Source organism: Brevibacillus sp., from assembly GCF_003521185.1.
GTDB classification, from domain to species: Bacteria; Bacillota; Bacilli; order Brevibacillales; family Brevibacillaceae; genus Brevibacillus; species Brevibacillus parabrevis.
On sequence record NZ_DOTK01000065.1, the window covers coordinates 61,600 to 83,805 of the forward strand.

Here is a 22,206-nt window from a genome sequence, read left to right on the forward strand (position 1 = left end):
GTCACCTTTATTTTTGAGGGCCGCCGCTCAAAAACGAGAGACAGAACAGGCAATCCCCTTCTTTACGCAAACTGCCGAAATGCACATTGCAGATATGAAACCCTTCCGCATACAGACGAGCAAGGTTGTCATACCCTTCCCCGACCACGGCCTTTTTGGCTTTCTCCTTGGCAACAATGCTTGTTCCTTTTTGTTTTGCCTGGGAGCCAGTCTTTTTCTTGTCCAGTCGGTTGCGAAGATGCTGGTTTTCAACGAGTAATTGGGCATTTTCCTCCATCAAAACAACGATGACGTCTTTCAACTCACCGATCTCTTTGTACAGGTCCCCAATTCGTTCTTCAATGCTCGCCATCTTGACGAAGATTTCCCGTTTGTCCACTAGCTCACCTCTCCCCTACCCCCACACTTTATTCATAGGTGGGGAGCCCTATCGCAATCTCATCCAATCCAAATTCCGTGATGCGTTTGTCGATCGAAAGCTCCACCTGAACGGACTGATCCAGTACGTTAACAGAAACGACTCGTCCATTTCCCATCGGGGTAGTGACCACCTTGCCGACATCCGGCATTTCATCACGCGTGCTTTCGTAGTTGTCATTCTCGTATTTTAAACAGCACATCAAACGGCCGCACAGACCGGAGATTTTTGCTGGATTCAACGAAAGGTTTTGATCCTTGGCCATTTTGATCGAAACTGGCTCGAAATCGCCGAGGAATGTCGAACAGCACAGCAGCCTGCCACAGGGACCAATGCCGCCAAGCATTTTTGCTTCGTCGCGCACGCCAATCTGACGCAGTTCAATGCGGGTGCGAAACACGGAAGCGAGGTCTTTTACCAGCTCGCGGAAATCAACCCTGCCGTCAGCGGTAAAATAAAAAATGATCTTGTTGCGGTCAAATGTGTATTCCACATCGACTAGCTTCATATCGAGCTTGTGCTCCTTGATCTTCGTCTGGCACACGGAAAAGGCGTTTTTCGCAGCTTGCTTGTTTTCATCAACCTGCTTAGCGTCTTTATCGTCAGCCATGCGAATGACCTTTTTCAACGGCAGCACCACATCGGACTCAGCGACTTCCTTTTTGCCGATGACGACCTTGCCATATTCGACCCCTCTCGCCGTTTCGACGATTACAGTGCAATCTTTCTCTATCGGCAGTCGGTCAGGGTCGAAGTAATATATTTTGCCCGCTTTTTTAAAACGGACCCCAACAACCTCATACAAGGGTTATCCCTCCTGGAATTGAAGAACCAACCGCTCAAGAGCCAACTGTGCGTTGGCGTTTCGCTCTATCCGATTTTTCGTATCCATGACCAAATCTATCCCGTGCAAGAGCTCAGCTTTTGTCCATACCAGTGCTTGTCCTTGCAGCACATCCTGTTGGTCGCTGTTAATGAGATGGGCATGCCTGCCTACTTGCACATACAGGATATCGCGCAGCCAAAGGATGAGCAAATCTAAAAAGAGGGGTAGTTCCTCTTTGATTTTGTCGCTCTTTTGCAACATATCATGGATGGTGAAGAGCGCAGACGAATTACGCTGTTTGCACTCATGGCTCAATTGTATCACTAGATTTCTTAGCTGTGCAAACGATTCTGATTGGCTGAGTGCCTTGGCCTCTTCCACATTTGTCGTAATGTGGGAGGCAATCTGCGCCATCCCGGCGGAAATGCCGTCTGACCGCAGCTGTGCCGCAATGGCTTCGGCAGAAAGTGGAGAGAATTGCACGATTTGGCACCGGGATAAAATCGTCGGGAGGATCGAGTGGCTATGTTCCGTCAGAAGCAAGGCCAGTACACCAGCCGGCGGTTCCTCCAAAAACTTCAGCAGGCTGTTGGAAGCTTGCGTCGTCATTTTGTCGACGTGTTCGATGATGTACACCTTGTGCTTGGACTCTACCGCACGCATGGCCATTTCTTTTTGCAGCGCGCGAATCTGGTCGATTTTAATAGAAGCTCCATCAGGTGTAATAAACAGGACGTCGGGGTGGTTTCCCCCTTCAATCCGCCTGCATGTAAGACAGGCCCCGCAGGCGTCCGCTTCCCTTTCCGGACAAAAAAGGGACTTCGCCAGATGCAGGGCCATCTGCTTTTTACCCGCTCCTTTGGGACCAGCCAATAAATAGGCGTGTGCCAATCTGTTGTTGAGCAGGCTATGATACAGCAGCTCGGAAGCTCTCGGCTGCTGGGAAAAACGGGTCCATGTCATAATGGTTTCACACCCACTAAAAATACAAGTTGATCAGCATGCCGCGGATTTCGCCAATCCGGGCCAACAAATCAATCGTCGGCGCCTGGTCGCTCAAAAGCTCATCTGTCAGACGCAAAAGCTCCTCATCGACCTGCTTGACGATTTTGTACAGCCTGCTGCGGCCTCGCCGATTGATTCCTCGTCTGTCATCCAGGGCAACCCCGTATTTGACGGCTTCCTCCATGAATTGCTTGACGAGGTTTTTATATGCATAAAAATCGCGAACAGAGCGCGATCTGGCAAGAACTTGCCCCATCCTGTCGATGTCGCCGAGCAGCCGATTGATCAGCTCCTGGGACATGCGCTCGTCTTCTCCTTGCACCATCGTGCCAAAATTCAGCTTTTCGAGCTGAGGATTTCTACGTGAATCTGCCGTTTTTATCATGTCCAGCTTAGGTCTAAGCCCATCGCCGATTTTCATCTCGCCACCCCACAGGCCCGATCAGTAGGGGATAAACCCCCCGTTACATCAAGTATAAACGAAAGCGGCGAAAAAAGAGAGCATGAACTAACCTGCAGATGAGAATGAGGATGCTCTTCACTTTTGCGCATCATATGTCAAAAAGAGTGGAACTCTCCTACATCCAGTACAAACACGGCGGCTCCGCCTACCTGTACCTCCAGCGGGTAAGGCATGAACGAATCCACTGCATTGCTGAGAGGGGAAACAGGAGTGACCATTTGCTTGCGGGATTTGCAGTTGTGTGCAATGATGTCGATTACTTCCGGCACGCTTTCGTCAGACGTACCGATCAAAAACGTTGTGTTGCCAGCTCGCAAAAAACTGCCGGTACTGGCGAGCTTCGTCGCGCGAAACCCTTTCTTTACCAGTTGTTGAGACAGACGACCACTATCTTTGTCCTGGACGACCGCAACTACCATTTTCATCGGCTATCACCCTTTCCGCAAGAATTATCCCGCACGTGCTTTATTGTATGAAAATCATGTAGGCTTGGTACGCTATTTCGCCTAAACATATTATACAGTATGTACCTGTACATGCGGTACTGCGAACCTTACAATCTGTCCAGCAATACGCGCAATGCCGATTCGTACACCTGCTCCATCGGCTGCTCGGCATTAATGACGACGAAGCGATCGGAGTCTTTTTCCATGACAAGCTGATACCCTTCTCTTACCAGCTGGTGGAAGCGGATTCCTTCCAGATCGAGCCGATTGACTTCTCTGCCGCGCGCCTTGTTGATTCTCGCCAGTCCAACCTCGGGACGTATATCGAAAAACAGCGTCAGTTCCGGCATGCAGTCACCGACGGCGAAGCGGTTGATCTCATAGACTGCCTCTATGCCAAGCCCTCTTGCATGGCCTTGATAAGCAAGACTGCTGTCGATAAAGCGATCGCAAAGTACGAGCTTGCCGGCTTGCAAGGCAGGCAACACTTTTTCAGCCAAATGCTGGCGTCTCGCTGCGGCGTACAGCAATGCTTCCGTTCTCTCGTCCATTTGCGTATGCGCCGGATTCAGGATGATCTCCCGAATTTTTTCCGCAATATCGATACCGCCCGGCTCGCGTGTCAACAGCACATCCACGCCACGCGCCTGCAATTCCTCGTACAGCTTGGCAATGACAGTCGATTTGCCCGCCCCTTCGCCACCTTCGACAGTAATAAAACGGCCTTTTGTTCCTGTTGTCACTTGCATGCTCCTTCCGCACCTGTTGTAGCAGGCCACTTGCTTCCTATCTGTAACTAACGCAACACCTGGATGGTATGCAAACGATCGTCCTGCACCCCGTGAAAGCGAGTGCGCCCCCGCCGCAACTCGGCGAGCATTTCCAATCCTTCCTCATCCATTCGCTCACCCGGAACGAGTACCGGAATACCTGGAGGATAAGGAATGACCATCTCGGCCACGATTCGTCCCGTTGCCTGTTCGAGCGGAATCGTCTCCCGCGGGCGGTCAACCGCTTCGTGCATCGGCACAGCCTGCTTGCGCAAATAGTGCGAGGAGACAACGCCGTGCAAAAGAATCCGCTCCGCTTCCGCTTCGACCTGGGGCGAGAGCGATTCCAGCAACCGGGCCAAGGCTTCCAAGTCTTTATGAGTCGTTCCTGCCGATGCTGCCAGCAGTACGTGAGAATCATCAGCCAACTCCGGAAAGATTCCATGTCTTTCCATTAATTCCTGCAACGCAAATCCGCTCGTCTGTCCCGTGCGCAAGTGCAAAAACAGCTTCAAAGGATCAAACGTCGCATATACGCAGTTCGCAGAAAGCTGCGGCCATTCCAGCCATTCCAGCTTGCCTGTTCTCTCCCGGAGCTTGTCCAGTAGCGGCAGCAGTCGCTCCCATTCTTCACAAGCTTCAAGCGCCAGGTGACGCCGGGCCAGATCGAGCGAAGCCATCAATATGTACGAAGGGCTGGACGACTGGAGCATGGCTAGATGCCGATACAATCGTTCCCTGTCTATTCGCCCGCCTTGCAGATGCAGCATGGAGGACATCGTCATGGCCGAAGCCATTTTATGTGTGGATTGTACGGCAGCGTCCGCACCCGACTGCATCGCCGAGCGAGGAAAAGCCGGATGAAAGCCAAAGTGGGCACCATGCGCCTCGTCAATCAAAAGCGGAATGTCGTGCCGATGCACCGTAGCCGCCATTTTCGCCAAGTCGATGCCCATGCCGTAATAGGTCGGATTCGTCAAAAAGACTGCCTTGGCATCCGGATGTGTCTGTAGGGCACGCTCGACATCCTCGCGCCTGACCCCGGCGGCAACACCTGTTGCCAAATCCACGGCAGGCACCAGAAAAATCGGCTCCGCTCTGGCCATGATGATCCCGTGATAAACCGATTTATGGCAATTCCGCTGCACGAGAATTTTGTCACCCGGTCGGCATACCGTCATGATCAGGGCAAGATTCCCGACTGTGCTGCCGCCAATCAAAAACTTCGACTCTTCCGCACCGAAAGCTTCCGCAGCCAAAGACTGTGCTTCCGCAATCACGCCTTGAGGCTGGTGCAAATCATCGGTCCCGCTAATTTCAGTCAAATCAAGCTCCAATACGGATTGAAAACGATGTTTGGCGTGGCTGTCAAAGCTGTGGCCCATTTTGTGCCCAGGCACATGAAACGGATGCGGGCGATGCTTGGCGTGCCGTTCCAGCTGTTCATACAGGGGCGCACGCTTTTGTCGCTCCCGAAATTCAGCGTCTCTCATAAGCACGCGCGACTCACGTCCTTTGTCATGAATATTACCCATTATTTTAGCATGATTTGACATGAGGAAAACGGAAATTCGCCAAGCTTTTTGGCAAATGAAAAAAGACACCGGGGATGCCGATGCCTTTTTCCGTCACGCATCTTTTCGCAGCCAAATTCGTCTCATCTGGTGGATAAAGAACGGATACTTTTCGTCCTGGACGTCGGTATTTACCATTTCCTGTTCGCATTTTTGACAAATAAACTGCTCACAAATGGCGATCCCGTCGTTCTGCTCCTGTTCACAGACGATACATCGCTGAGCAACTTTTTCCATAGTGCAAACGCCTGCCCTTTTCCTCAATCTACCAACCATTATACCCCATTATAATCCGCATCATTCCCAAACGTTCGTCTTTTCGCCGATAGCTCGGTAACCTTTGAAAAAAAGCTGGGCTTCCTGGGTTGGAAAACAGGATGCCGCGTCCACGACCAACGACTGGCGCATCACCTTCGCCACTTCTTGCAGGGAAAGCTCGTCCACAATACCGAGCCTGTCTCCGATCACCAGCAAATCGGCATCCTGCAATACGGCGTTCCACGAATCGCCGTGCAGCCAGTCGGGGTGTACCTCGTTCGGATATTGCCCGTCCGCTCCGGTGTAGACAGCTACGTCCATTTTCGCCAGCCAGCCTTGGGGCATCTTGTCCCACAAAGCGTTTGAACCGATCAGCGCTACTCGCCTGACCTTCGCCTTTTCCAGAACGAGCTGGCATTCCCGCTCAAGCCATTTGCAAACATGCGAGTGATCCCGACGCTCCGCAAAAAGCCAGCCCTGCCCGATCCGCGTATCCAAACCTAAAGCTCGCGACACTTGCCTGAGCGAGACTTGCCGGGTATCGCACCACTCGCCCAGCTCCCAATAAAAGCGTTCTTTCCACGCCAAATAACGCGGCAGCTGACGAATCGCTTCATCTACTTCCCGGCGGCCGCAAATCATGGACACTTTGCCGTATTCGGCAAGCAGTCGGCAAACCAGGCGCATATGCTTGCCGGACGGATCTCCCCCGATCAAAGCGCGCTCGTTGCCCGACCACAATGCCAAGCGGATTACTTCCCATTTCCTCGCATCATCACCAGCCTCGCTCGACAACGCCAGCTCATCCGCCCAGGCATATGGCGCCTCATCCCCGTATATCACCAACAGGTCCGCATCGTTTTGCTGACGCATGCTTGTTCTACCCGCTGCCCGCAGCTTGTTGTAATCGTCATGCCCGGTTACAAGAAATCCGTCGACGCCTTCTGGCGGAAGTCCTGTTTGCTCAGATGCCAAATCGATCCCGCATTCGCGCAGAGAACCGCCCAAGCTGCGCACGATTTGTTCAGACGCGGCCCATAACGTCATTCGCTGCTCTCGCACATCTCCTCCCCCGCTTTCTTGGGCAAAAGTCTTATGCCGATTCCATTTCGTTCCTTTTTATCGTTGCCCATAAACCGCAAGTCCATCACATTTTCGCAACAATCGCCGCCAGCCGGACATGCGAAAAAGCCGTCAGTCTTGGCGCGGACCAACGGCTTTTTTTGCATAAGGTGCAACTTTCTCCCGATTGGAGACTGTGCGATAATAGACAAAGAACTGCGAAGGATGTGACTTCTATGAAGGGACAAGCCCAACATACGATCTACAGCTACAAGCTGCTTTACCGATTTCGCTGGGGGCTTATCGGCTATTTGCTTCAGCTTTTGCTGATTGGCCTGTCCCTGATCGGCAGCTCCATGCTGTTGCAAGTACCTGTGGCCTCGCTTGTCGTCACATTGGCGATCCTGCCTGTCATTCCGATCTGCCATTTGATCATTTTTCGGCTCTACGCCCAGCTGCGCTCGCAAAAACCTCAGACAACCGCTGACATGCTCGTCTCACCATGGTGGGGGGCTGGCTACGTGCTTCCCGTTCCGTTATCTGTTTATCGAGCCAGCGAAAGTACCGTATTGGTCGGCACCGCACTTCTGGCTGCGGGAGCATTCGTCTGGCTGTCGGCGGGCTATGGACTTACGTTGCTCGGCGGCGTGGTCGTCGTATCACTGCCGCGCCTGATCGCCTTGATCGCCTCGTTGCGTCAGCCTGGTTGGAGCCGGGTTAAATACGAGAATCGCGGAGTTGCCTTTTTGAAGACAGACGGTTGATCAATCCGTTCACATGATCCATAGCTTGATGACAATCAGCGCAGCGAGTCCTGGCAGGCGGAGAAATCCGGCGACCAAAGCTGTGACCGGGTTGATCGGAATATGGAAGCTGGCCAGCTCGCCAACCAGATTGGTAAAAAACAAAAGAATGGCACCAATGACGACTTGCATGACGCCAAAACCAATCCATCTGATGGGAGTAGCCACTGACTTGCTTGCCGCTGTCAAAAGTAAAATCCCGACAATAATCAGTGCAATGATCCATCCCGTAGCCATGAACGCCCCCTCCTACGCGTGCTTGCGATGGCGCTCTCGTTTTGCCTGCGCCAGCAAGTACATGTACCGCTTTTCGGTAACGTGCAGATAATAGATGACATCCTCCAGACCGCCATCCGGCTCGCTGATTTCGACAAGATGGCGGGCGTGCTGCCAATCCTCACGAGCCTGATTTACCGCTACATCCAGACTCTCGGCATCCCAGTCGATGACAACCCGTTCTTTTTTTCCCCACCTGCTCACCTGCAAATCCTCCTCAGTTAAAGTAGTACAAAACCCCCATCATGTTATTGACCGCATGCAGCACAACCGCTCCCCAGATGGATTGGTAACGGTGTCGCACAAACCCCAGACCCAATCCGATGACGAACAGAGGCGCAAACAATGCCACATCAATATGCAAAAGGGCGAACCAGAGACTGCTGAGAATAATCCCGGCCACGGCACCTATGCGCCGAACCAGATAAGTCTGAATCACGCCCCGAAACAGAATCTCCTCCGCAATCGGAACCATGATCCCAATGACCACAAGCGATGCCACCGCCGCGAGCATATCCGTATCTTTTGCCGTCACAATCTCTTTTTCGATTTGTTGCTCTCGCTCCGATGACAAGGAAAGCCCAAACCAATCGGCTATCGGATTAGTCACCACCACGTCCAAAAGCAGTGCAATCAATAAAAAGAGCAACAGCAGCAAGACGAGCATCTGCTTGATCCGGACAGGACGACGTACCCCGATTTCCCCTAGCCTGCCGCGAAACCAGAGCGGGATCAGGATCAGCAGAAACAATTGAAAGACAGCCGATTCCAGCGTGCCTGCAACCGTCCCTACCGCAAACAGCGTGTCCTCCAGCACCAACCCGTACACAACCAGCACAATGGTTTGGAATACGTGCATCCACGCCACGATGTGCACCACATCATTGCCTGTCAGATCGTGATTTCCCCATAACCACAAAGTCTGCTTGCTCTCGCGGGTGAGACTGTACATATAACCGATCGCTCCGACGAGGCTAAGCGCTGCCACTGCGAAGACGACCAATCCCATCCACGCCTCGGGCACATCTGTAGTAGAAGCAACCCACTTTCCGTCCTCCCCGAGATGAAACCGAATCATGGAAAACTCGGCCGCAAACATCAGCCAATACCCGATGAATAGCATGATCGCCCACGGAGTGGACTTTTGTCGCCCAGCCCAACTCGCAAGCGACAGTCCTGGTCCTGTCAGCATTTCCTCACACTCCTACTTCACTCTATGTCTCGTCCACGAAAAAAAGTCCGTCACTCCTGCGATTTCTTTGCGATGTGCTGCAACTCCTGCGCCTTCGCCTCGGCAACCTCTTTGATGTATTCATTTCGTGTCCGCAAAAAGCGAGTCATGTACGCTTCCAGTACCAACCAGTCAAACACCTTTCCCACGATGCCAAAAGGAGAAGAATAGTCGAAAATGTCCAGCATTTTTGTCGAATGTTCCCCGAGCACCACAAACTCATGCGTATGTCGGAAACGTTTAAACGCGCCCTTCACCATCTCATCGACAAAATAGCGCGGTTCTTCCATCTCGGTAATCTTGGCGGTCAAATTTTGCTTGATGCCAAAATGAACGGCTTCCCATGTAACCGACTCTCCCAGCTTGATCAAACCGCTGGTCACTCCGCCAATCGCCTTTTCGCGTGTACGCGCGGTGGACTCCATATGTAAATCAATGCTTCTCGCCGCATCAAAACAAATCTGTTGCGGTGCCTGAATCGTAAACTCCATGCGAATGACGGGCATCCTTGCTCCCCCTCTTGTCTCTTAAACGAAAAAAAAGACAGGCATTTCCCCCGTCTTCTTTTTCGCTCTATAGATCGCGTCTGCCTTCCAACGCTTTGCTCAAGGTCACTTCGTCCGCATACTCCAAATCTCCGCCCACTGGCAAGCCGTGAGCAATGCGCGTCACGCGAATGCCAAACGGTTTGATCAAACGAGATATGTACATGGCGGTCGCTTCCCCTTCGATGTTCGGGTTGGTCGCCAGGATGACTTCCTTCACCTGTTCATCGCCAAGGCGCTTGAGCAGGTCAGGAATGCGGATATCTTCCGGCCCGATCCCGTCCATTGGCGAGATAGCACCGTGCAACACGTGATAGTAGCCTTCGAACTCTTTCGTCTTTTCCATCGCGACGACATCGCGCGGTTCCTGAACCACGCAAATGATCGAGCCATCCCGACGCTTGTCCCGGCAAATATGGCACGGATCAAGGTCGGTAATATTGTTGCAGACGGAGCAGTAATGAAGCTGGCGCTTTGCGTTGACCAGCGCTTTTGCCAGATCAAGCACGTCGTCCTCTTTCATGTTCAGTACAAAAAAGGCAAGCCGCCCAGCGGTCTTCGGACCAATGCCGGGCAGTTTCATAAAACCTTCGATCAGCTTGGAAACCGGTTCTGGATAGAACATCGCGTAATTCCTCTTTTCCTGCCCGATTTTAGAACAGGCCCGGGATGTTCATGCCTCCGGTGAATTTGCCCATTTCTTTACCCATCATTTCGTCTGCCTTGCGCAGCGCGTCGTTTACCGCTGTCAGCACCAGGTCTTGCAGCATTTCCACGTCTTCCGGATCAACCACTTCTGGCTTGATTACGATGTCTCGTACTTGCTTGTGTCCGTCAGCCTTGACGACAACCGCGCCGCCGCCAGCAGAGCCTTCCACGATTCTATCTTTCAAAGCTTCTTGCGTTTTTTGCATTTCTTCCTGCATTTTCTTCACTTGCTTCATCATTTGTTGCATTTGCTGCATGTTTTTCATTGAGGTGTCCTCCCTGTTTTGGTTTTGACTGCTAGTCTTTTACTTCTATAAGTCCTTCACCTACAAGCTTGATCGCCTCTGCCAGAAACGGGTCTTCCTGCTCCCCGCCCGGATCGTCCTTTTGTGCGGTCTGCTGATCGACGCTTTGCCACTCTTCTTCCATGACAGACAACAGTTGCAAAGGTCTTCCCAGCACAGTAGACATGACCCGCTCCACTACACCTTTCAACTCCGGCTCCATCGTTTTATCACAATGGATGGCGCTTGTAAAAGTGACGATAACAGCATCGTTTCCGGCGGCTACAGGCTGACCGTTCACCAGCCACGCCTGATACTGTATTTTGACCTTTTTCAATTCATTTAAAATCTGGCTCCACTGTCCCCGAACCTGTCTGGTCAAGTTTTCATCAAGCGCCTTGGCTACTTCCCTGACGCGATTCATCGACGTCCGTGAACCACCGCCTGCGGCTGCCGCAACCACGCGTCTCGGCTCGCTTTTGCGCGGCTCTTCGGTCTTTTGCTGGCCTGGCAGGCTGATTTGCCCTTGCAGTACCTGGCTCAGCCTCTCCTCCAGAGCGTTCAGACGGGCAGCCATAGCTGTCCATTCCTCACTGCTTGCTGCCGCTGCTCCACCACCGCCTGCTGTAGTCTGGGTGTTTGGAGAGCTTGCAGCGCTTGACTGGCACATTTTCACCAGTGTCAGCTCCACCAGCACCCTCGCATACGTCGACCATTTCAACTGGGAAAGCGACTGGTTGCACGTCTCGATCGCGGCATACAAAGCCGGCAAGGAGTAAAGCTTGGCAACCTCCTGGAACTGGTCGTCAATCATGGTGCGTTCCACGATTTCCTCCAGTTGAGGGGCTGTCTTCAACAGCAGCATGTCGCGGTAGTAGTAGAGAAAATCGTGCAGGAACTGCTCAGGGTCTTTTCCCTGAACCATTACCCGATCAAATTGCTCCATCACTTGTGCCACATCGTTTTCGGCGATATGTCTTGCCAGGACGGAAAAATACGATTGGGCGACCGTACCCGTGATCTGCATAATATCGCTGGCACGAACCTCATCCTTGCTGTAGCTGATTGCCTGATCCAGCAAGCTCAGCGCATCGCGCGCCCCGCCCTCCGCCATTTTGGCAACCAGTTGAAGCGCCTGCTCCTCGACCTGGACTCCCTGCGACTGGCAAATCCGCTGAAGCAGATCGACCATCACTTTTAACGGAATCCGGTGAAAATCGAAGCGTTGGCAACGCGATATAATCGTCGCGGGCAGCTTGTGCGGCTCTGTCGTCGCCAAAATAAAGATGACGTGGGAAGGCGGCTCCTCAAGCGTTTTCAACAGGGCATTGAATGCCTCTGTCGTCAGCATATGCACCTCGTCAATGATGTACACCTTGTACCTGACATCGCTCGGAGCAAACTTCACCTTATCTCGAATGTCCCGGATTTCCTCAACCCCGCGGTTGGAAGCGGCGTCGATCTCCAGTACATCAGTTACAGAACCATTGGATATCGCTTTGCATGTATCGCATTGATTGCATGGTTCGCCGTCGATTGGCTGCTCGCAGTTCACTGCCTTGGCCATAATCTTGGCTGCACTTGTCTTTCCCGTACCTCGGGGACCGTTGAACAAATAAGCATGAGAAAGCCTATTTTCGCGTAACGCATTACGCAAGGTTATCGTCACATGTTCTTGTCCGACTACATCCTGAAACGTCTGCGGCCGGTATACGCGGTATAGCGCGGTATAAGCCATGTTCGTGTGACACTCCCCATCTGCACAGTCCTCTTCCATATCCTATTCATTATACACGATTGACACCGTTCGTACAAAGAAAACGCCCCGTTCACAAGTGCGCGGGACGCTTCATCCAAACCGGGACAGCTACAGGTACGGCAGCATGATATGAAAGGTCGTTCCGTACCCTTTCGACGATACGCGAATTTGACCGCCGATGTCGTGAATGATCTTTTGACAGACGGACAAGCCAAGCCCTGTCCCTTCTTCCTTCGTCGTAAAAAACGGATCGAAAATTTTGTCGATGATGTAGAGTGGAACACCGGGGCCTGTGTCGTGGATATCGATGCTCATCTTGTCTCCATCCTGGTCAAGATGATGGGAAATTTGCAGCGTTCCCTGCTCTCCCATCGCCTCAATGCCATTTTTGCAAATGTTGATAAACACTTGCTTGAGTAGCTCCGTATCGCCTACAACCATCGGCAGCTTTCCGCGCGAAGGGAAGCGTACGTCAATCCCGTACAAAATCGCCTGTGACTCCACGATTGGCATGATTTCTTCAAAAACCGTATTGAGGTCAACCATCGCGTACTGTATATCGCGCGGCTTGCTCAGGAGCAAAAACTCGCTGACCAAGGAATTGATGCGATTGATTTCCGTCAGCATGATTTCGGTATACGTCTTTTCCCGATCCATCCCGCTGTCGGTGAATGATTTGAGAAACATCTGCAAAAATCCTTTGATCGAGGTCAACGGATTGCGGATTTCGTGAGCAGTGCCCGCCGCAATTTGACCGATCATCGCCAATCGCTCATTCCGTTCGATTTTTTGCTCAAACGAGCGCAGATTGGTAATATCCTTGAACAAAATGAACGCGCCGACTGTTTTTCCCGACTCGTCCTGCAGCGTATTGGCATCGACGATCAACTCGAAGCGCTGATTGTCATTCGTCCAGGAAGTCGCGACATTTTGCAGCTTCACGCCTTCCAACAGCTCTTTTTTGATCAGCCGATGCGGCTCGGGAATCCCGCTGAATACGTGATCGACGTGTTTGTTGATGACATTGAGCCGCTCCATTCCCAAAAGCTTGCAGGCAGTCTGGCTGGCCTCGATAATGCGCGAATGTTCATCCAGAATAAACAGACCCAAACTGGTATCGTAGGTCAGCTTGGTCAAAAGGCGCTGAGACAAGACCTGGTCGGTTTCTTTAGCCAATTGGTAAAAATGAACCAAATACAAGGGATTCTCTGCTTGCTGTACCAGTATCATCACAGGCGTCTTCCTGCTTTTCCCCTGTTGATCACGCCACTCTACTTCGACATTTGCTCCCGACTCTTCTTCTCTTTGCAAAAGCTCTTCGTACAGTTGTTCCATCGAGCCTTGATAAGGGAGAATAGTGGAGATGGGTTGCTTGATCAGTTGATCGCGTGAATATCCGGTTACACGAAGCAGTTGTTCGTTTACTTCCACGATACTACCCGATTGATTCACCAATAAAACGGCAGTAGGCAGTTGATGCATGAACCGCTGCAATCGTCCGGACGAGCCAACGAGATGTAACGAAAAAGGTGCACTCACAGCTTGTCCCTCCTGGCCTATGACGTACTTCATGAGCAAAGAAACCCATGGCATTTCTCAACTATTATGAAACTTCGTGAAAAAGTGCTCAAAACCTGCCCTTTTAGGCACTTATGAGCAGAGAAATGTTTCGCTAGTTATCGTCAAATTACAACAAAAAATATATCGATCGGCAAATTAGAAATCGCGGACAAACTAAAAATAGCATGCTTCCCGAAGGAAACATGCTATTGATCGTTCAAATAGATACCGTGCACCTATCTTCGATAATTCTCATCCAAGCGTTACTTATGGTAGCAGCTCAGAGCAGGCTACCCTGCGGCACACGCGATGATCCACTTATGGCTGCTTCCTTCCGGACCTGACCAGGTTCATGGGTTCGCGTTGCACAGGACCCGCTCCTCAACACCGCCGCCATAAGGCAGCCTCACATAAGAAAACCTAGGATAGGAATTCAACCCTGCTATTGCGGATTGCAGGTTACAGGGCACCGCAACCTCCCCGTCTAGCACGGTACGATAAGAATACCAAAGATAATGGCTGATAGCAAGCTGCAAACCTATCCAATACTGGTAGCTGTCTTTTCTTTGACAAGAATGACACAACTGTCCTTTGATTGTGTCACTTGAATCGCTCCACTCAAATACGCTTCTTGAAAAATAGCAACGATTGCCGGGTCAAACTGCGTACCTTTGCAGCGTATGATTTCCTCGTACGCCTCTTTGCCGGACATGGCATTTCGGTAAGAGCGCGTAGAGGTCATGGCATCAAACGTATCTGCAACGGCCAGTATCCGTCCGATCAACGGGATCTCTTCACCCTGGAGCTGGTGCGGATAGCCCTTCCCGTCCCACCGCTCATGATGATGCCGCACGCCCGGACTGACATGGGACAGACTTTCAATCTGCTCCACGATGTCGGCCCCAATCGAAGGGTGCCTTTTCATAAACTCGTATTCATCGAAAGTCAGCTTTCCATTTTTCAGCAACACATGGTCAGGAATCGCCACTTTGCCAATGTCGTGCATCAGGCCCGCATAGCGCAAGTCATCACGGGTAAATTCCAGTTGTTCTTTTTCCGTCATGTGATCATACATGATTAGGGCGTAATGGGTCACTCGCTCCGTGTGGCCGGCTGTGTACGGGTCCTTCATTTCGACCGCCAGATAAAAGCTGCGCACAATCTGATCCAGTCCCTTTTGGGAATATTCCCGCTCCCTTTCGATCAAAGACTGCATTTGTTCTGCCATCATGTTGAACTTTTTCTCCAGGAACGTGATTTCCTGCATGCCCTCAATCGGTACGCGTATGGAAAAATCCCCTTTTACCAAAGCGTCAGTGGCATCAACCAACGTGTAGATCGGCTTGGCAATCCACCGGGAAATGCGGTGAGCCACATAGCCGGAGAAGATGACGACGAGACAAATCGTGCACCATAAAATAAACTTCATCCGGTCCAGCCGATTGGCGATATCCTGGCCCGGCAACCATTCCAGATAGGTGATCCCGCTCGCCGCAGAAGTCTGATGGTACGCATAGACACTCTCGCTGTTGATTGTGGCGGCAAACACCGTTTCCTCCTCGAAACCGAGTAAGTGCTTGTTCAGAATCTCCTGGTCAGGAGTAGCGGATACGTTCATCCCGATCCGATCCGCATCCGGGTGAATCAGGATTTTTCCGGAAGGCATGACCACCATCAGATTGTTGTACTTGGGGAGCGAGCTTTTGTTCAACCAGTTAGCCAGTGCGTCCAGCTTTAGCTCCACCAGCAAAAGTCCTGACGATTGCTTGGTTTCATCCTCAACTCGCTGCGAAAAATATAACGCTTTCGGATTGCCTTTTTCATCGGAACGGTTAAGCAGCCAGATTTGGCCCTCGCCTTTTCCCCACGGCTCTTTTTGCAGCGATATCGGCCGTTCCTTTTCGTCCCAACCTGCTTCTTTCCGCAACGATATCACTTGCGAATCATCGCGCAAAAAATGAACGTTGCCGATCAGGTCGCGGAAGTAAGTAAAATGATCAAAAGCATCGCGTATCTTGCTTTGATGAGCTGTCCACTCGCTTTTGGCGAGAGGGTCCAACCGATTCTCCAGAGACTTGGGCATTGTCATTCGCAAGACCGGGTCGTTTGCCAACTGATTCGTATCGTGTTGGATCGTTTGAAACAAAGTATTCAGCCGCCTGTCAACGGAATCAAGATGCCCCCCAATGCTCGTCTCATACTGCTCTAGAACGGCCTTTTGCGCCTCCTGATAAAACAGGAAGCAGATGAGCAGGATGGGGAACAGACTCAGCAATAAAAAGGTCGCAAACAATCGGTCTTTCAACTTCAACAACACAAGCCTCCCCCCTTTTCCTCTGGTTGATCGCGCTCGTCAAAGCTATACCTTCTGCTGTTGGGTATGCTTATTTCGTGTCCTTTTCCCTATTACCGCGCTAGGACCAATGGTAAACCTTATTTTGGGGTTTTTGCCGCTTTTCTTTACACTGGACAAATGGACAAAGTCGTCCTGCACATATTATCCTAGCTAAGGGTCATTTACTTATATGTAAGGAGATACATGAATGAAATATATCCTTCTCGTATTTTTAGGAGCGTGCAGCTACGGGATTTTGTCGACGATTGTCAAGCTTGCCTACGGGCAGGGGTACTCGCCAGCAGAGGTCATCGGCGGACAAATGTTCTTCGGGCTTGTGCTCACCTGGATACCTGCTCTCTTTTTCTTGCGGACAAAACCGGGGAAAAAACAACTGCTGCTTTTAGTCAGCGTCGGTCTGGCTATCGGTTCGACGGGGATTTTGTACTACAATGCCCTCCGGTTCATTCCGGCGTCCATCGCCATCGTCTTGTTGTTCCAGTTCACCTGGATGGGGGTCTTGGCCGAGGCGATCATGACGAAACAGATGCCCGACAAACCTACGCTGCTCTCGCTCGTGCTGCTCCTGTTCGGCACATTGCTTGCCGGCGGAATTTTTGAAACAGACGGAATCGCCCAGTTTCATATCGCGGGTGTCGTGCTTGGCCTGCTGTCTGCCGTCTCTTACACCATGTTTTTGCTGTTTAGCGGCAAGGCGGCGATCGGCCTCAATCCTTGGGTGCGCAGCGCGAGCATGTCTACCGGCTCCTTTTTGCTGGCTGGACTGGTTTACACGCCCGTGTTCCTCTGGAACGGCGCACTCTTGGACGGATTGTTCCCTTACGTCTTCCTGCTCGCTTTCTTCGGGATCTTCATTCCGACTGTTTTCTTCAACTTCGGCGTTCCGCATACAGGGCCGGGAATGGCCGCGATTTTGGGAGCTGCCGAGTTGCCGATGGCTGTATTCTCGTCGTTCATCATTCTCGGTGAAACCGTGTCGGCGCTGCAAGTGACAGGTGTGGTCGTCATCCTGCTGGGCATGATCCTCCCGGAATGGTTGCGCCAACGTCACAAGCGCCTGAAGTCTTCGCTCAGCTAAGCATGCCAAAAAACCCATCCTTTGCAGCCTTTTTCTGCAAGTGGATGGGTTTTCTCATTCGTTCCCTTCGCGTTCGACCGTCAGCGAGCGCGCGCTTGAAGCCTCGCTCTTTTGCCTTTTCCAAAGCGTATACCCGTAATAGCTGATGGCAGCCAGTATGACCAGTCCCACTGCGGTGACGACCATCGTCTGGTTGAACATCCCGACAAATGCATTGAGATTCTCCACATTGTTGCCCATCAAATTCCCGGCAAAAAACAGAACCAGTGTCCAGACAAGCCCGGTCGTGTAGGAAAACAGCGCGTAGCGGCGAAACGTCATCTTGCCAATGCCGACCAAATACGGAACCACATGTCGGACGACCGGCAAAAAGTAGCTGATGCACAAGGCGTAGCTGCCATAACGGTCGAGCAGCGCCTGCGCCCGGTCCACGTACTTGTTCATTCCTTTTTTCTTGCCAATCCAGTTCAATGCCGGAGCACCGAGCCATCTCCCCAGCACATATCCTAGCGACAGCCCGGAAACAACCCCCAGATAAGTCGCGACAAAAGCCGGAAAAACATGCAAAATCCCGAGCGAGGTCAATACTCCCGCAGACAGGACAATCACTTCGTCAGGAATCGGCATACCGACAATTCCTAGCCAGAGCATGAAAAAAAGAGCAAAATACCCAAACTGACCAACTGATTCAGTCAGCATATCCACGATCATCACGTTATCCTCCTATACGGGCAGGCTACCCGCGCTCTTTGCGGCATACATACACAAATGCCGGCGGAAGGTTGAGAGGCACCAGCTTTACTGTCACGTTTTCAAAGACGGTGGACAGCTGCTTCTTCATTTGGAGAGAGTATTGAAAGGCGACAAATACCCCGCCCGGCTTCAGCGCAGCGTAAACCTCTGCCATGATTTGATCGCGCAGCTCCTGCGGGAAGTTGGCAAAAGGCAACCCCGACACGATACAGTCCGCTTTGCCCAAGCCGGCATCGGCGAGTACACGCGTCAAATCGACGGCATCCTCATGGAAAAGGGCGTTAGGGAAAAGCGTCTCCAGCCTTTGGCGCATCTTGCTCTCTTTTTCAAAGGAAACCAGTGTGGCCTCCGGTCGCTTCATCTGCTCAATCCAGGTCGTAAAAATGCCTGTGCCCGCGCCCAGCTCCACAATCGTATTGGCCTGACTCCAATCAATCGGATTCATCATTTGCTTTGCCAACGCTCGGGAGCTAGGTGTGATGCTGCCTACTTGCCCAGGTGACTGTAAAAAGTTGTAGAAGAACATCAACCGATCCTTGATGCTAACCGGATGATGACAATCGATCATCATGTTTCAAACGCTCCCTTCGTTGTATGCTTATCATTCATCATATCCAAAAAACATTTAGAATTATCTTTCCAAAAACGAAAGATTTTCTTAATACTATAACAGTAAACGATTGGAAATCAAAACACCTCCGTCTATAGTCGGAGCAAGAGATCACGCTTTTGATGGTTACGAACAGCTCTGCTTGTGCGTTACAATAGCTTCAACAACATCATTCGTCATACACGACGAGGAGGACTATTCTATGGATTATAGAGGTGTAAAAGCAATTACCCACGCCAGTGCATTCTTCGCACCGTTTTTAGTGCCAATCGTAGTCTGGCTGCTGATGCAAGATCGTGAGGCGAAAAATATGGCTCTCCAAGCCTTGCTGTTCCATCTGTTTATGAGTATTCTCATCAGCATCTCCTGGTTTTTCGTTTTCGTGCTGATCGGAATCCCGTTCCTGATCGTATTTGGCCTGATGGCGCTTTACTACCCGATCAAAGGGATCATCTACTCCTTGCAAGGACGCCCGTTCCATTACCCAATTATCGGCTCCATTGTCAGATAAGGACAGCGAGGCAGCCGTTTCGCACACAAAAAAAGACCAGCGCGCCCGATCTGAAGTGCACCCCTTATAGTAAACAACGAACACAAAAATCCTTATAATATCAGCGTTCGTTATGAGTCAGAAAAGGAAACTGGGGTCAAATTGGGAACAAACAACACAAAAAGGAGCAGTTTTTCCCTATAAGCAATTTAGCCCTTCCCGTTTGGGAGGGGCTTTTTTACATCGGCCAGAAATCCTCATGTTTTTTGGAGGGATCGATTTCTCTTACCAGTTCGAGAATTTTTATTTTTGTACTGTTGCTGGGGGAAATACTACGCATATCGTTGATTCCGTCAGTTGGCAAAATGGTTTGCAGTTACGGCTACTACATGCCCCCTAAAATGCATCTAATGGAGTAATGACTTTCACTTGAATTTTTTTACAATTTCTGTAACAAAATCGTTTGTTCTATCGTCTTACATGAAGTTATATCAAAGTCAACAATATGGAGGTATTTGCGTTGAAGAAAAGAATTGTCATTCCAATTTTTCTTATCTTAATTGCATATGTAATTAGTCAACAAATTTATTTCCCCGGATTTAAAGTTTGGTCTTTTGATGAACTTGCTTTAATCGATAAAAGTAAAGTTAATTCCATAAAATTAAGAAATACAGAAGGAGGAACGGTACATATAACTGACCCCAATGAGATAAAAAGGATTTGGGAGATCTTTGATAAAATGGAATTGAGTTATCGAAAGAATGGTCATGATATCAAACAACGGAACATAAATGAAGAGCCAAAATATTTCATCGAATTTGAAAAGGATGAAGAACTATTAGAGATGATTTACATATCAGGGAATAGTTACATGCATGTTCTAGGTTATAGCAACGAAGATTCTCCTGTATTTGAAATCGTCAATCGTCCTACATTAGAATTTGAAAATTTAATTCAGTCTTCAACTCCATAAAAAGACGACCTTACTTAAAAATCTGATCATATAAAAAAGAATGCTCGGTAATATCCCGAACATTCTTTTTTATTAGAGAGTTGGGTCTGTCCAGTATTTTGTGTAAACCCTCTTAAAGCCAAATGCTAACGCAAATATTGACCGATTCGATCAGGGAAGAAAACAGAGAGCTGGAGGAGCATTTGCCCCCAATTTTGTACACGTCCTGTCCACTTCCGGGTGACGTTCATAGTTGCTAAATAGAGCATTTTGAGTAGGGCTTCATCGGTGGGGAAAATGCTCTTGCCCTTGGTCACCTTCCGAAGTTGTCGATGGTAACTCTCAATCATATTTGTCGTGTAGATCAGTTTACGAATCTCTGGTGGGTATTTGAAAAAAGTAGCGAGTTCATCCCAGTTGGTACGCCAAGAGCGAACAATCAGGGGATATTTACTGCCCCACGTATCTTCAAAGCGATCCATTTCCAGCAAGGCAGCCTCTTCTGTTGCCGCTTTGTAGATCGGTTTTAAATCCGCCGTCACCTTCTTGAGATCCTTGTAAGAAACGTAACGGGTAGAGTTGCGGATTTGATGAATGATGCACTTTTGAATTTCGGTGTTCGGATAGCAGGCAGAGATCGCTTGGGAGAAGCCCGTTAGGTTATCCACGCAGGTGATGAGAATGTCCTGAACCCCACGGTTCCGTAGGTCGTTCAGCACACTCAGCCAGAACTTCGAGGATTCATTCTCCCCAATCCACATGCCTAATACATCTTTATTCCCGTCCAAATCAATGCCAATAACGCCTTGTTTACAATGGCACCGTCTTGCTTCACTTTGTAGTGAATGGCGTCCATAAATACGACCGCATAGATGCTTTGCAGTGGTCGGTTCTGCCACTCTTTAATGAGGGGCACGATCTTATTTGTCACATTGGAGATCATGGTGGGAGAAACGTCAATTCCATACAGTTGGTTCAAGTGGTCCTGGATATCCCGTGTGCTGACACCTTTGGCGTACATGGCGATAATTTGGTCCTCAATGCCGGTAACGGTGGACTGATGCTTCTTCACGATTACGGGCTCAAACTCGCCATTTCGGTCACGTGGCACCGAGATTTCCATCTCACCGTATTCACTCGTCACCGTCTTTTTGGTCTTCCCGTTACGGCTATTTGTCGTGGTCTTCTTCTTCACATCGTGCTTTTCATAGCCGAGTTCCGTGTCGAGCTCCGCCTCTAGCATCGACTGCAGCGTTTCCGCAAACAGTTCCTTCAATGCCGACTGCACGTCGTCCATCGTCTTGAGGTTGTTTTCCTTTATAAACGCCTTCACTTGTTCCTTACTAAATCGTGCCATTGGTGTCATCCTCTCAAACCAACCTTTCTCTTAATTGTAATATGGTTTAAGAGTTTACACGGAATATTTTACAGACTCAGAGAGTTTGCCAACCTTGTCTAGTTTTTACTCGTTTGATTTCTGGTGGCCCGGTGATAATCCGGCCTTCATCAAAGTCCATAAATACAGCTTCAAGTTCCACTTGGATATACTCTGGGTGTTTAAGCAAGTATCGAACAGTTCGGCCAAGCTCTTGATTAGCTTTTCGAACGTGGTTCTTAAGTTGATCACGCAAGTTTACATCAAAACTCAATACCAAAGCTACCAAACCGATTGCGAAGTTCTTTTTCTTTGCAAACGAGAAAACCATCGTTGCTATAGAGGCAGCAATGGAAATACTACTCGCCAACATGTTTCCATCCATCTCCACAAGTCCATGATCATAAATATTCTCCGATACCTCCAGGATGTCTTCCAATTGAGCAGTGCTTACCTGAATTGTATCCGCATATTGCTTAAGTTTTGCCATCTTTATTCCCCCTACATTTTTTAAGCTAATTCCTCGTCGGTAATTAACTTGTATTAGTAAAAGAGCAATGAACTTAAATATTTACAACCTTTTCTCAAAAAAAAAAAAAAAAAA

General features: G+C 50.1%; 26 protein-coding genes, 1 other RNA gene and 1 pseudogene. 4 read left to right on the forward strand and 24 right to left on the reverse strand.

Translation table 11 applies throughout. The annotated features are described in order from the left end of the window. Nucleotides 1-7 precede the first annotated feature (7 nt). The 10 genes from yabA to DEP07_RS19695 form a co-directional block, all read right to left on the reverse strand. The gene (gene yabA, locus DEP07_RS19650) at nt 8-379 is read right to left on the reverse strand and encodes a DNA replication initiation control protein YabA (protein WP_122966037.1); all 372 of its coding nucleotides are present in this window, start codon (nt 377-379) and stop codon (nt 8-10) included. Nucleotides 380-407: 28 nt separating this feature from the next. After that, nucleotides 408-1,223, reverse strand: a complete 816-nt coding sequence (locus tag DEP07_RS19655; RefSeq protein WP_063230309.1) for a PSP1 domain-containing protein — start codon at nt 1,221-1,223, stop codon at nt 408-410. A 3-nt stretch (nt 1,224-1,226) separates the two neighbouring features. Beyond that, nucleotides 1,227-2,207 carry a DNA polymerase III subunit delta' gene (holB, locus tag DEP07_RS19660; RefSeq protein WP_063230308.1) on the reverse strand — a complete coding sequence of 327 codons (981 nt, stop codon included), beginning with the start codon at nt 2,205-2,207 and terminating at the stop codon, nt 1,227-1,229. A 16-nt stretch (nt 2,208-2,223) separates the two neighbouring features. Further along, nucleotides 2,224-2,670: a YaaR family protein gene (locus tag DEP07_RS19665; protein WP_122966038.1), complete on the reverse strand. Its 447-nt coding sequence runs from the start codon at nt 2,668-2,670 to the stop codon at nt 2,224-2,226. A gap of 137 nt (nt 2,671-2,807) precedes the next feature. Further along, nucleotides 2,808-3,137 (reverse strand): cyclic-di-AMP receptor, encoded by a 330-nt coding sequence (locus DEP07_RS19670; protein WP_007719896.1) that lies wholly within the window; start codon nt 3,135-3,137, stop codon nt 2,808-2,810. A gap of 128 nt (nt 3,138-3,265) precedes the next feature. Then, complete coding sequence (gene tmk, locus DEP07_RS19675) at nt 3,266-3,907, reverse strand: dTMP kinase (RefSeq protein ID WP_287102918.1); 642 nt, start codon at nt 3,905-3,907, stop codon at nt 3,266-3,268. 47 nt (nt 3,908-3,954) lie between these two features. Further along, nucleotides 3,955-5,427 carry an aminotransferase class I/II-fold pyridoxal phosphate-dependent enzyme gene (locus tag DEP07_RS19680; RefSeq protein ID WP_122966040.1) on the reverse strand — a complete coding sequence of 491 codons (1,473 nt, stop codon included), beginning with the start codon at nt 5,425-5,427 and terminating at the stop codon, nt 3,955-3,957. A gap of 129 nt (nt 5,428-5,556) precedes the next feature. After that, nucleotides 5,557-5,739 carry a sigma factor G inhibitor Gin gene (locus tag DEP07_RS19685; protein WP_005830511.1) on the reverse strand — a complete coding sequence of 61 codons (183 nt, stop codon included), beginning with the start codon at nt 5,737-5,739 and terminating at the stop codon, nt 5,557-5,559. Nucleotides 5,740-5,799: 60 nt separating this feature from the next. Next, on the reverse strand, nt 5,800-6,822 hold the full coding sequence (locus tag DEP07_RS19690) for a hypothetical protein (protein WP_287102919.1): 1,023 nt from the start codon (nt 6,820-6,822) through the stop codon (nt 5,800-5,802). Next, nucleotides 6,804-6,989 (reverse strand): hypothetical protein, encoded by a 186-nt coding sequence (locus tag DEP07_RS19695; protein ID WP_173599725.1) that lies wholly within the window; start codon nt 6,987-6,989, stop codon nt 6,804-6,806. Before DEP07_RS19695 ends, DEP07_RS19690 begins: the two co-directional genes overlap by 19 nt. A 69-nt stretch (nt 6,990-7,058) precedes the next feature. On the opposite strand from DEP07_RS19695, the gene DEP07_RS19700 reads away from it, so the two are divergent. Beyond that, nucleotides 7,059-7,586 carry a hypothetical protein gene (locus DEP07_RS19700; protein WP_173598008.1) on the forward strand — a complete coding sequence of 176 codons (528 nt, stop codon included), beginning with the start codon at nt 7,059-7,061 and terminating at the stop codon, nt 7,584-7,586. Nucleotides 7,587-7,595: 9 nt separating this feature from the next. On the opposite strand, the gene DEP07_RS19705 is transcribed toward DEP07_RS19700, so the two are convergent. From DEP07_RS19705 to DEP07_RS19750, 10 genes are all read right to left on the reverse strand, one after another. Continuing rightward, the gene (locus tag DEP07_RS19705; protein WP_063230302.1) at nt 7,596-7,862 is read right to left on the reverse strand and encodes a pro-sigmaK processing inhibitor BofA family protein; all 267 of its coding nucleotides are present in this window, start codon (nt 7,860-7,862) and stop codon (nt 7,596-7,598) included. Nucleotides 7,863-7,874: 12 nt separating this feature from the next. Beyond that, nucleotides 7,875-8,105, reverse strand: a complete 231-nt coding sequence (locus DEP07_RS19710; protein ID WP_063230301.1) for a DUF2508 family protein — start codon at nt 8,103-8,105, stop codon at nt 7,875-7,877. Nucleotides 8,106-8,118: 13 nt separating this feature from the next. Then, nucleotides 8,119-9,093 carry a CPBP family intramembrane glutamic endopeptidase gene (locus tag DEP07_RS19715; RefSeq protein ID WP_173599724.1) on the reverse strand — a complete coding sequence of 325 codons (975 nt, stop codon included), beginning with the start codon at nt 9,091-9,093 and terminating at the stop codon, nt 8,119-8,121. Nucleotides 9,094-9,143: 50 nt separating this feature from the next. Beyond that, nucleotides 9,144-9,638 (reverse strand): SRPBCC family protein, encoded by a 495-nt coding sequence (locus DEP07_RS19720; protein ID WP_122966044.1) that lies wholly within the window; start codon nt 9,636-9,638, stop codon nt 9,144-9,146. Nucleotides 9,639-9,705: 67 nt separating this feature from the next. After that, entirely contained in the window at nt 9,706-10,302 is a 597-nt protein-coding gene (gene recR / locus DEP07_RS19725; RefSeq protein WP_005830525.1) for a recombination mediator RecR, read from the reverse strand. Nucleotides 10,303-10,330: 28 nt separating this feature from the next. Then, nucleotides 10,331-10,642, reverse strand: a complete 312-nt coding sequence (locus tag DEP07_RS19730) for a YbaB/EbfC family nucleoid-associated protein (RefSeq protein ID WP_063230366.1) — start codon at nt 10,640-10,642, stop codon at nt 10,331-10,333. A 40-nt stretch (nt 10,643-10,682) separates the two neighbouring features. Then, nucleotides 10,683-12,407 (reverse strand): DNA polymerase III subunit gamma/tau, encoded by a 1,725-nt coding sequence (dnaX, locus tag DEP07_RS19735; protein ID WP_122966045.1) that lies wholly within the window; start codon nt 12,405-12,407, stop codon nt 10,683-10,685. Nucleotides 12,408-12,536: 129 nt separating this feature from the next. Continuing rightward, nucleotides 12,537-13,967, reverse strand: a complete 1,431-nt coding sequence (locus DEP07_RS19740) for a PAS domain-containing sensor histidine kinase (RefSeq protein WP_122966046.1) — start codon at nt 13,965-13,967, stop codon at nt 12,537-12,539. Nucleotides 13,968-14,216: 249 nt separating this feature from the next. Then, nucleotides 14,217-14,481: signal recognition particle sRNA large type (ffs, locus tag DEP07_RS19745), an RNA gene on the reverse strand. A 45-nt stretch (nt 14,482-14,526) separates the two neighbouring features. Further along, on the reverse strand, nt 14,527-16,305 hold the full coding sequence (locus tag DEP07_RS19750) for an HD domain-containing phosphohydrolase (RefSeq protein ID WP_173599722.1): 1,779 nt from the start codon (nt 16,303-16,305) through the stop codon (nt 14,527-14,529). A 226-nt stretch (nt 16,306-16,531) separates the two neighbouring features. Here DEP07_RS19750 and DEP07_RS19755 point away from each other — a divergent pair, with 226 nt between their 5' ends. Continuing rightward, nucleotides 16,532-17,422 (forward strand): EamA family transporter, encoded by an 891-nt coding sequence (locus DEP07_RS19755; RefSeq protein WP_280649218.1) that lies wholly within the window; start codon nt 16,532-16,534, stop codon nt 17,420-17,422. 54 nt (nt 17,423-17,476) lie between these two features. Here DEP07_RS19755 and DEP07_RS19760 read toward each other — a convergent pair whose 3' ends face one another. Both DEP07_RS19760 and DEP07_RS19765 read right to left on the reverse strand, forming a co-directional pair. Further along, on the reverse strand, nt 17,477-18,133 hold the full coding sequence (locus tag DEP07_RS19760) for a DedA family protein (RefSeq protein ID WP_122966049.1): 657 nt from the start codon (nt 18,131-18,133) through the stop codon (nt 17,477-17,479). A gap of 25 nt (nt 18,134-18,158) precedes the next feature. Beyond that, nucleotides 18,159-18,746 carry a class I SAM-dependent methyltransferase gene (locus tag DEP07_RS19765; RefSeq protein WP_122966050.1) on the reverse strand — a complete coding sequence of 196 codons (588 nt, stop codon included), beginning with the start codon at nt 18,744-18,746 and terminating at the stop codon, nt 18,159-18,161. A gap of 241 nt (nt 18,747-18,987) precedes the next feature. On the opposite strand from DEP07_RS19765, the gene DEP07_RS19770 reads away from it, so the two are divergent. Then, nucleotides 18,988-19,296: a DUF4870 domain-containing protein gene (locus DEP07_RS19770; RefSeq protein ID WP_122966051.1), complete on the forward strand. Its 309-nt coding sequence runs from the start codon at nt 18,988-18,990 to the stop codon at nt 19,294-19,296. A gap of 499 nt (nt 19,297-19,795) precedes the next feature. Next, nucleotides 19,796-20,248, forward strand: a complete 453-nt coding sequence (locus DEP07_RS19775) for a hypothetical protein (protein WP_173600237.1) — start codon at nt 19,796-19,798, stop codon at nt 20,246-20,248. 125 nt (nt 20,249-20,373) lie between these two features. Here DEP07_RS19775 and DEP07_RS19780 read toward each other — a convergent pair. Together DEP07_RS19780 and DEP07_RS19785 are read right to left on the reverse strand one after the other, a co-directional pair. Then, nucleotides 20,374-21,584, reverse strand: a pseudogene (locus DEP07_RS19780) (IS256 family transposase). Between the two features lie 76 nt (nt 21,585-21,660). Next, complete coding sequence (locus tag DEP07_RS19785; RefSeq protein ID WP_173600238.1) at nt 21,661-22,092, reverse strand: hypothetical protein; 432 nt, start codon at nt 22,090-22,092, stop codon at nt 21,661-21,663. Nucleotides 22,093-22,206 lie beyond the last annotated feature (114 nt).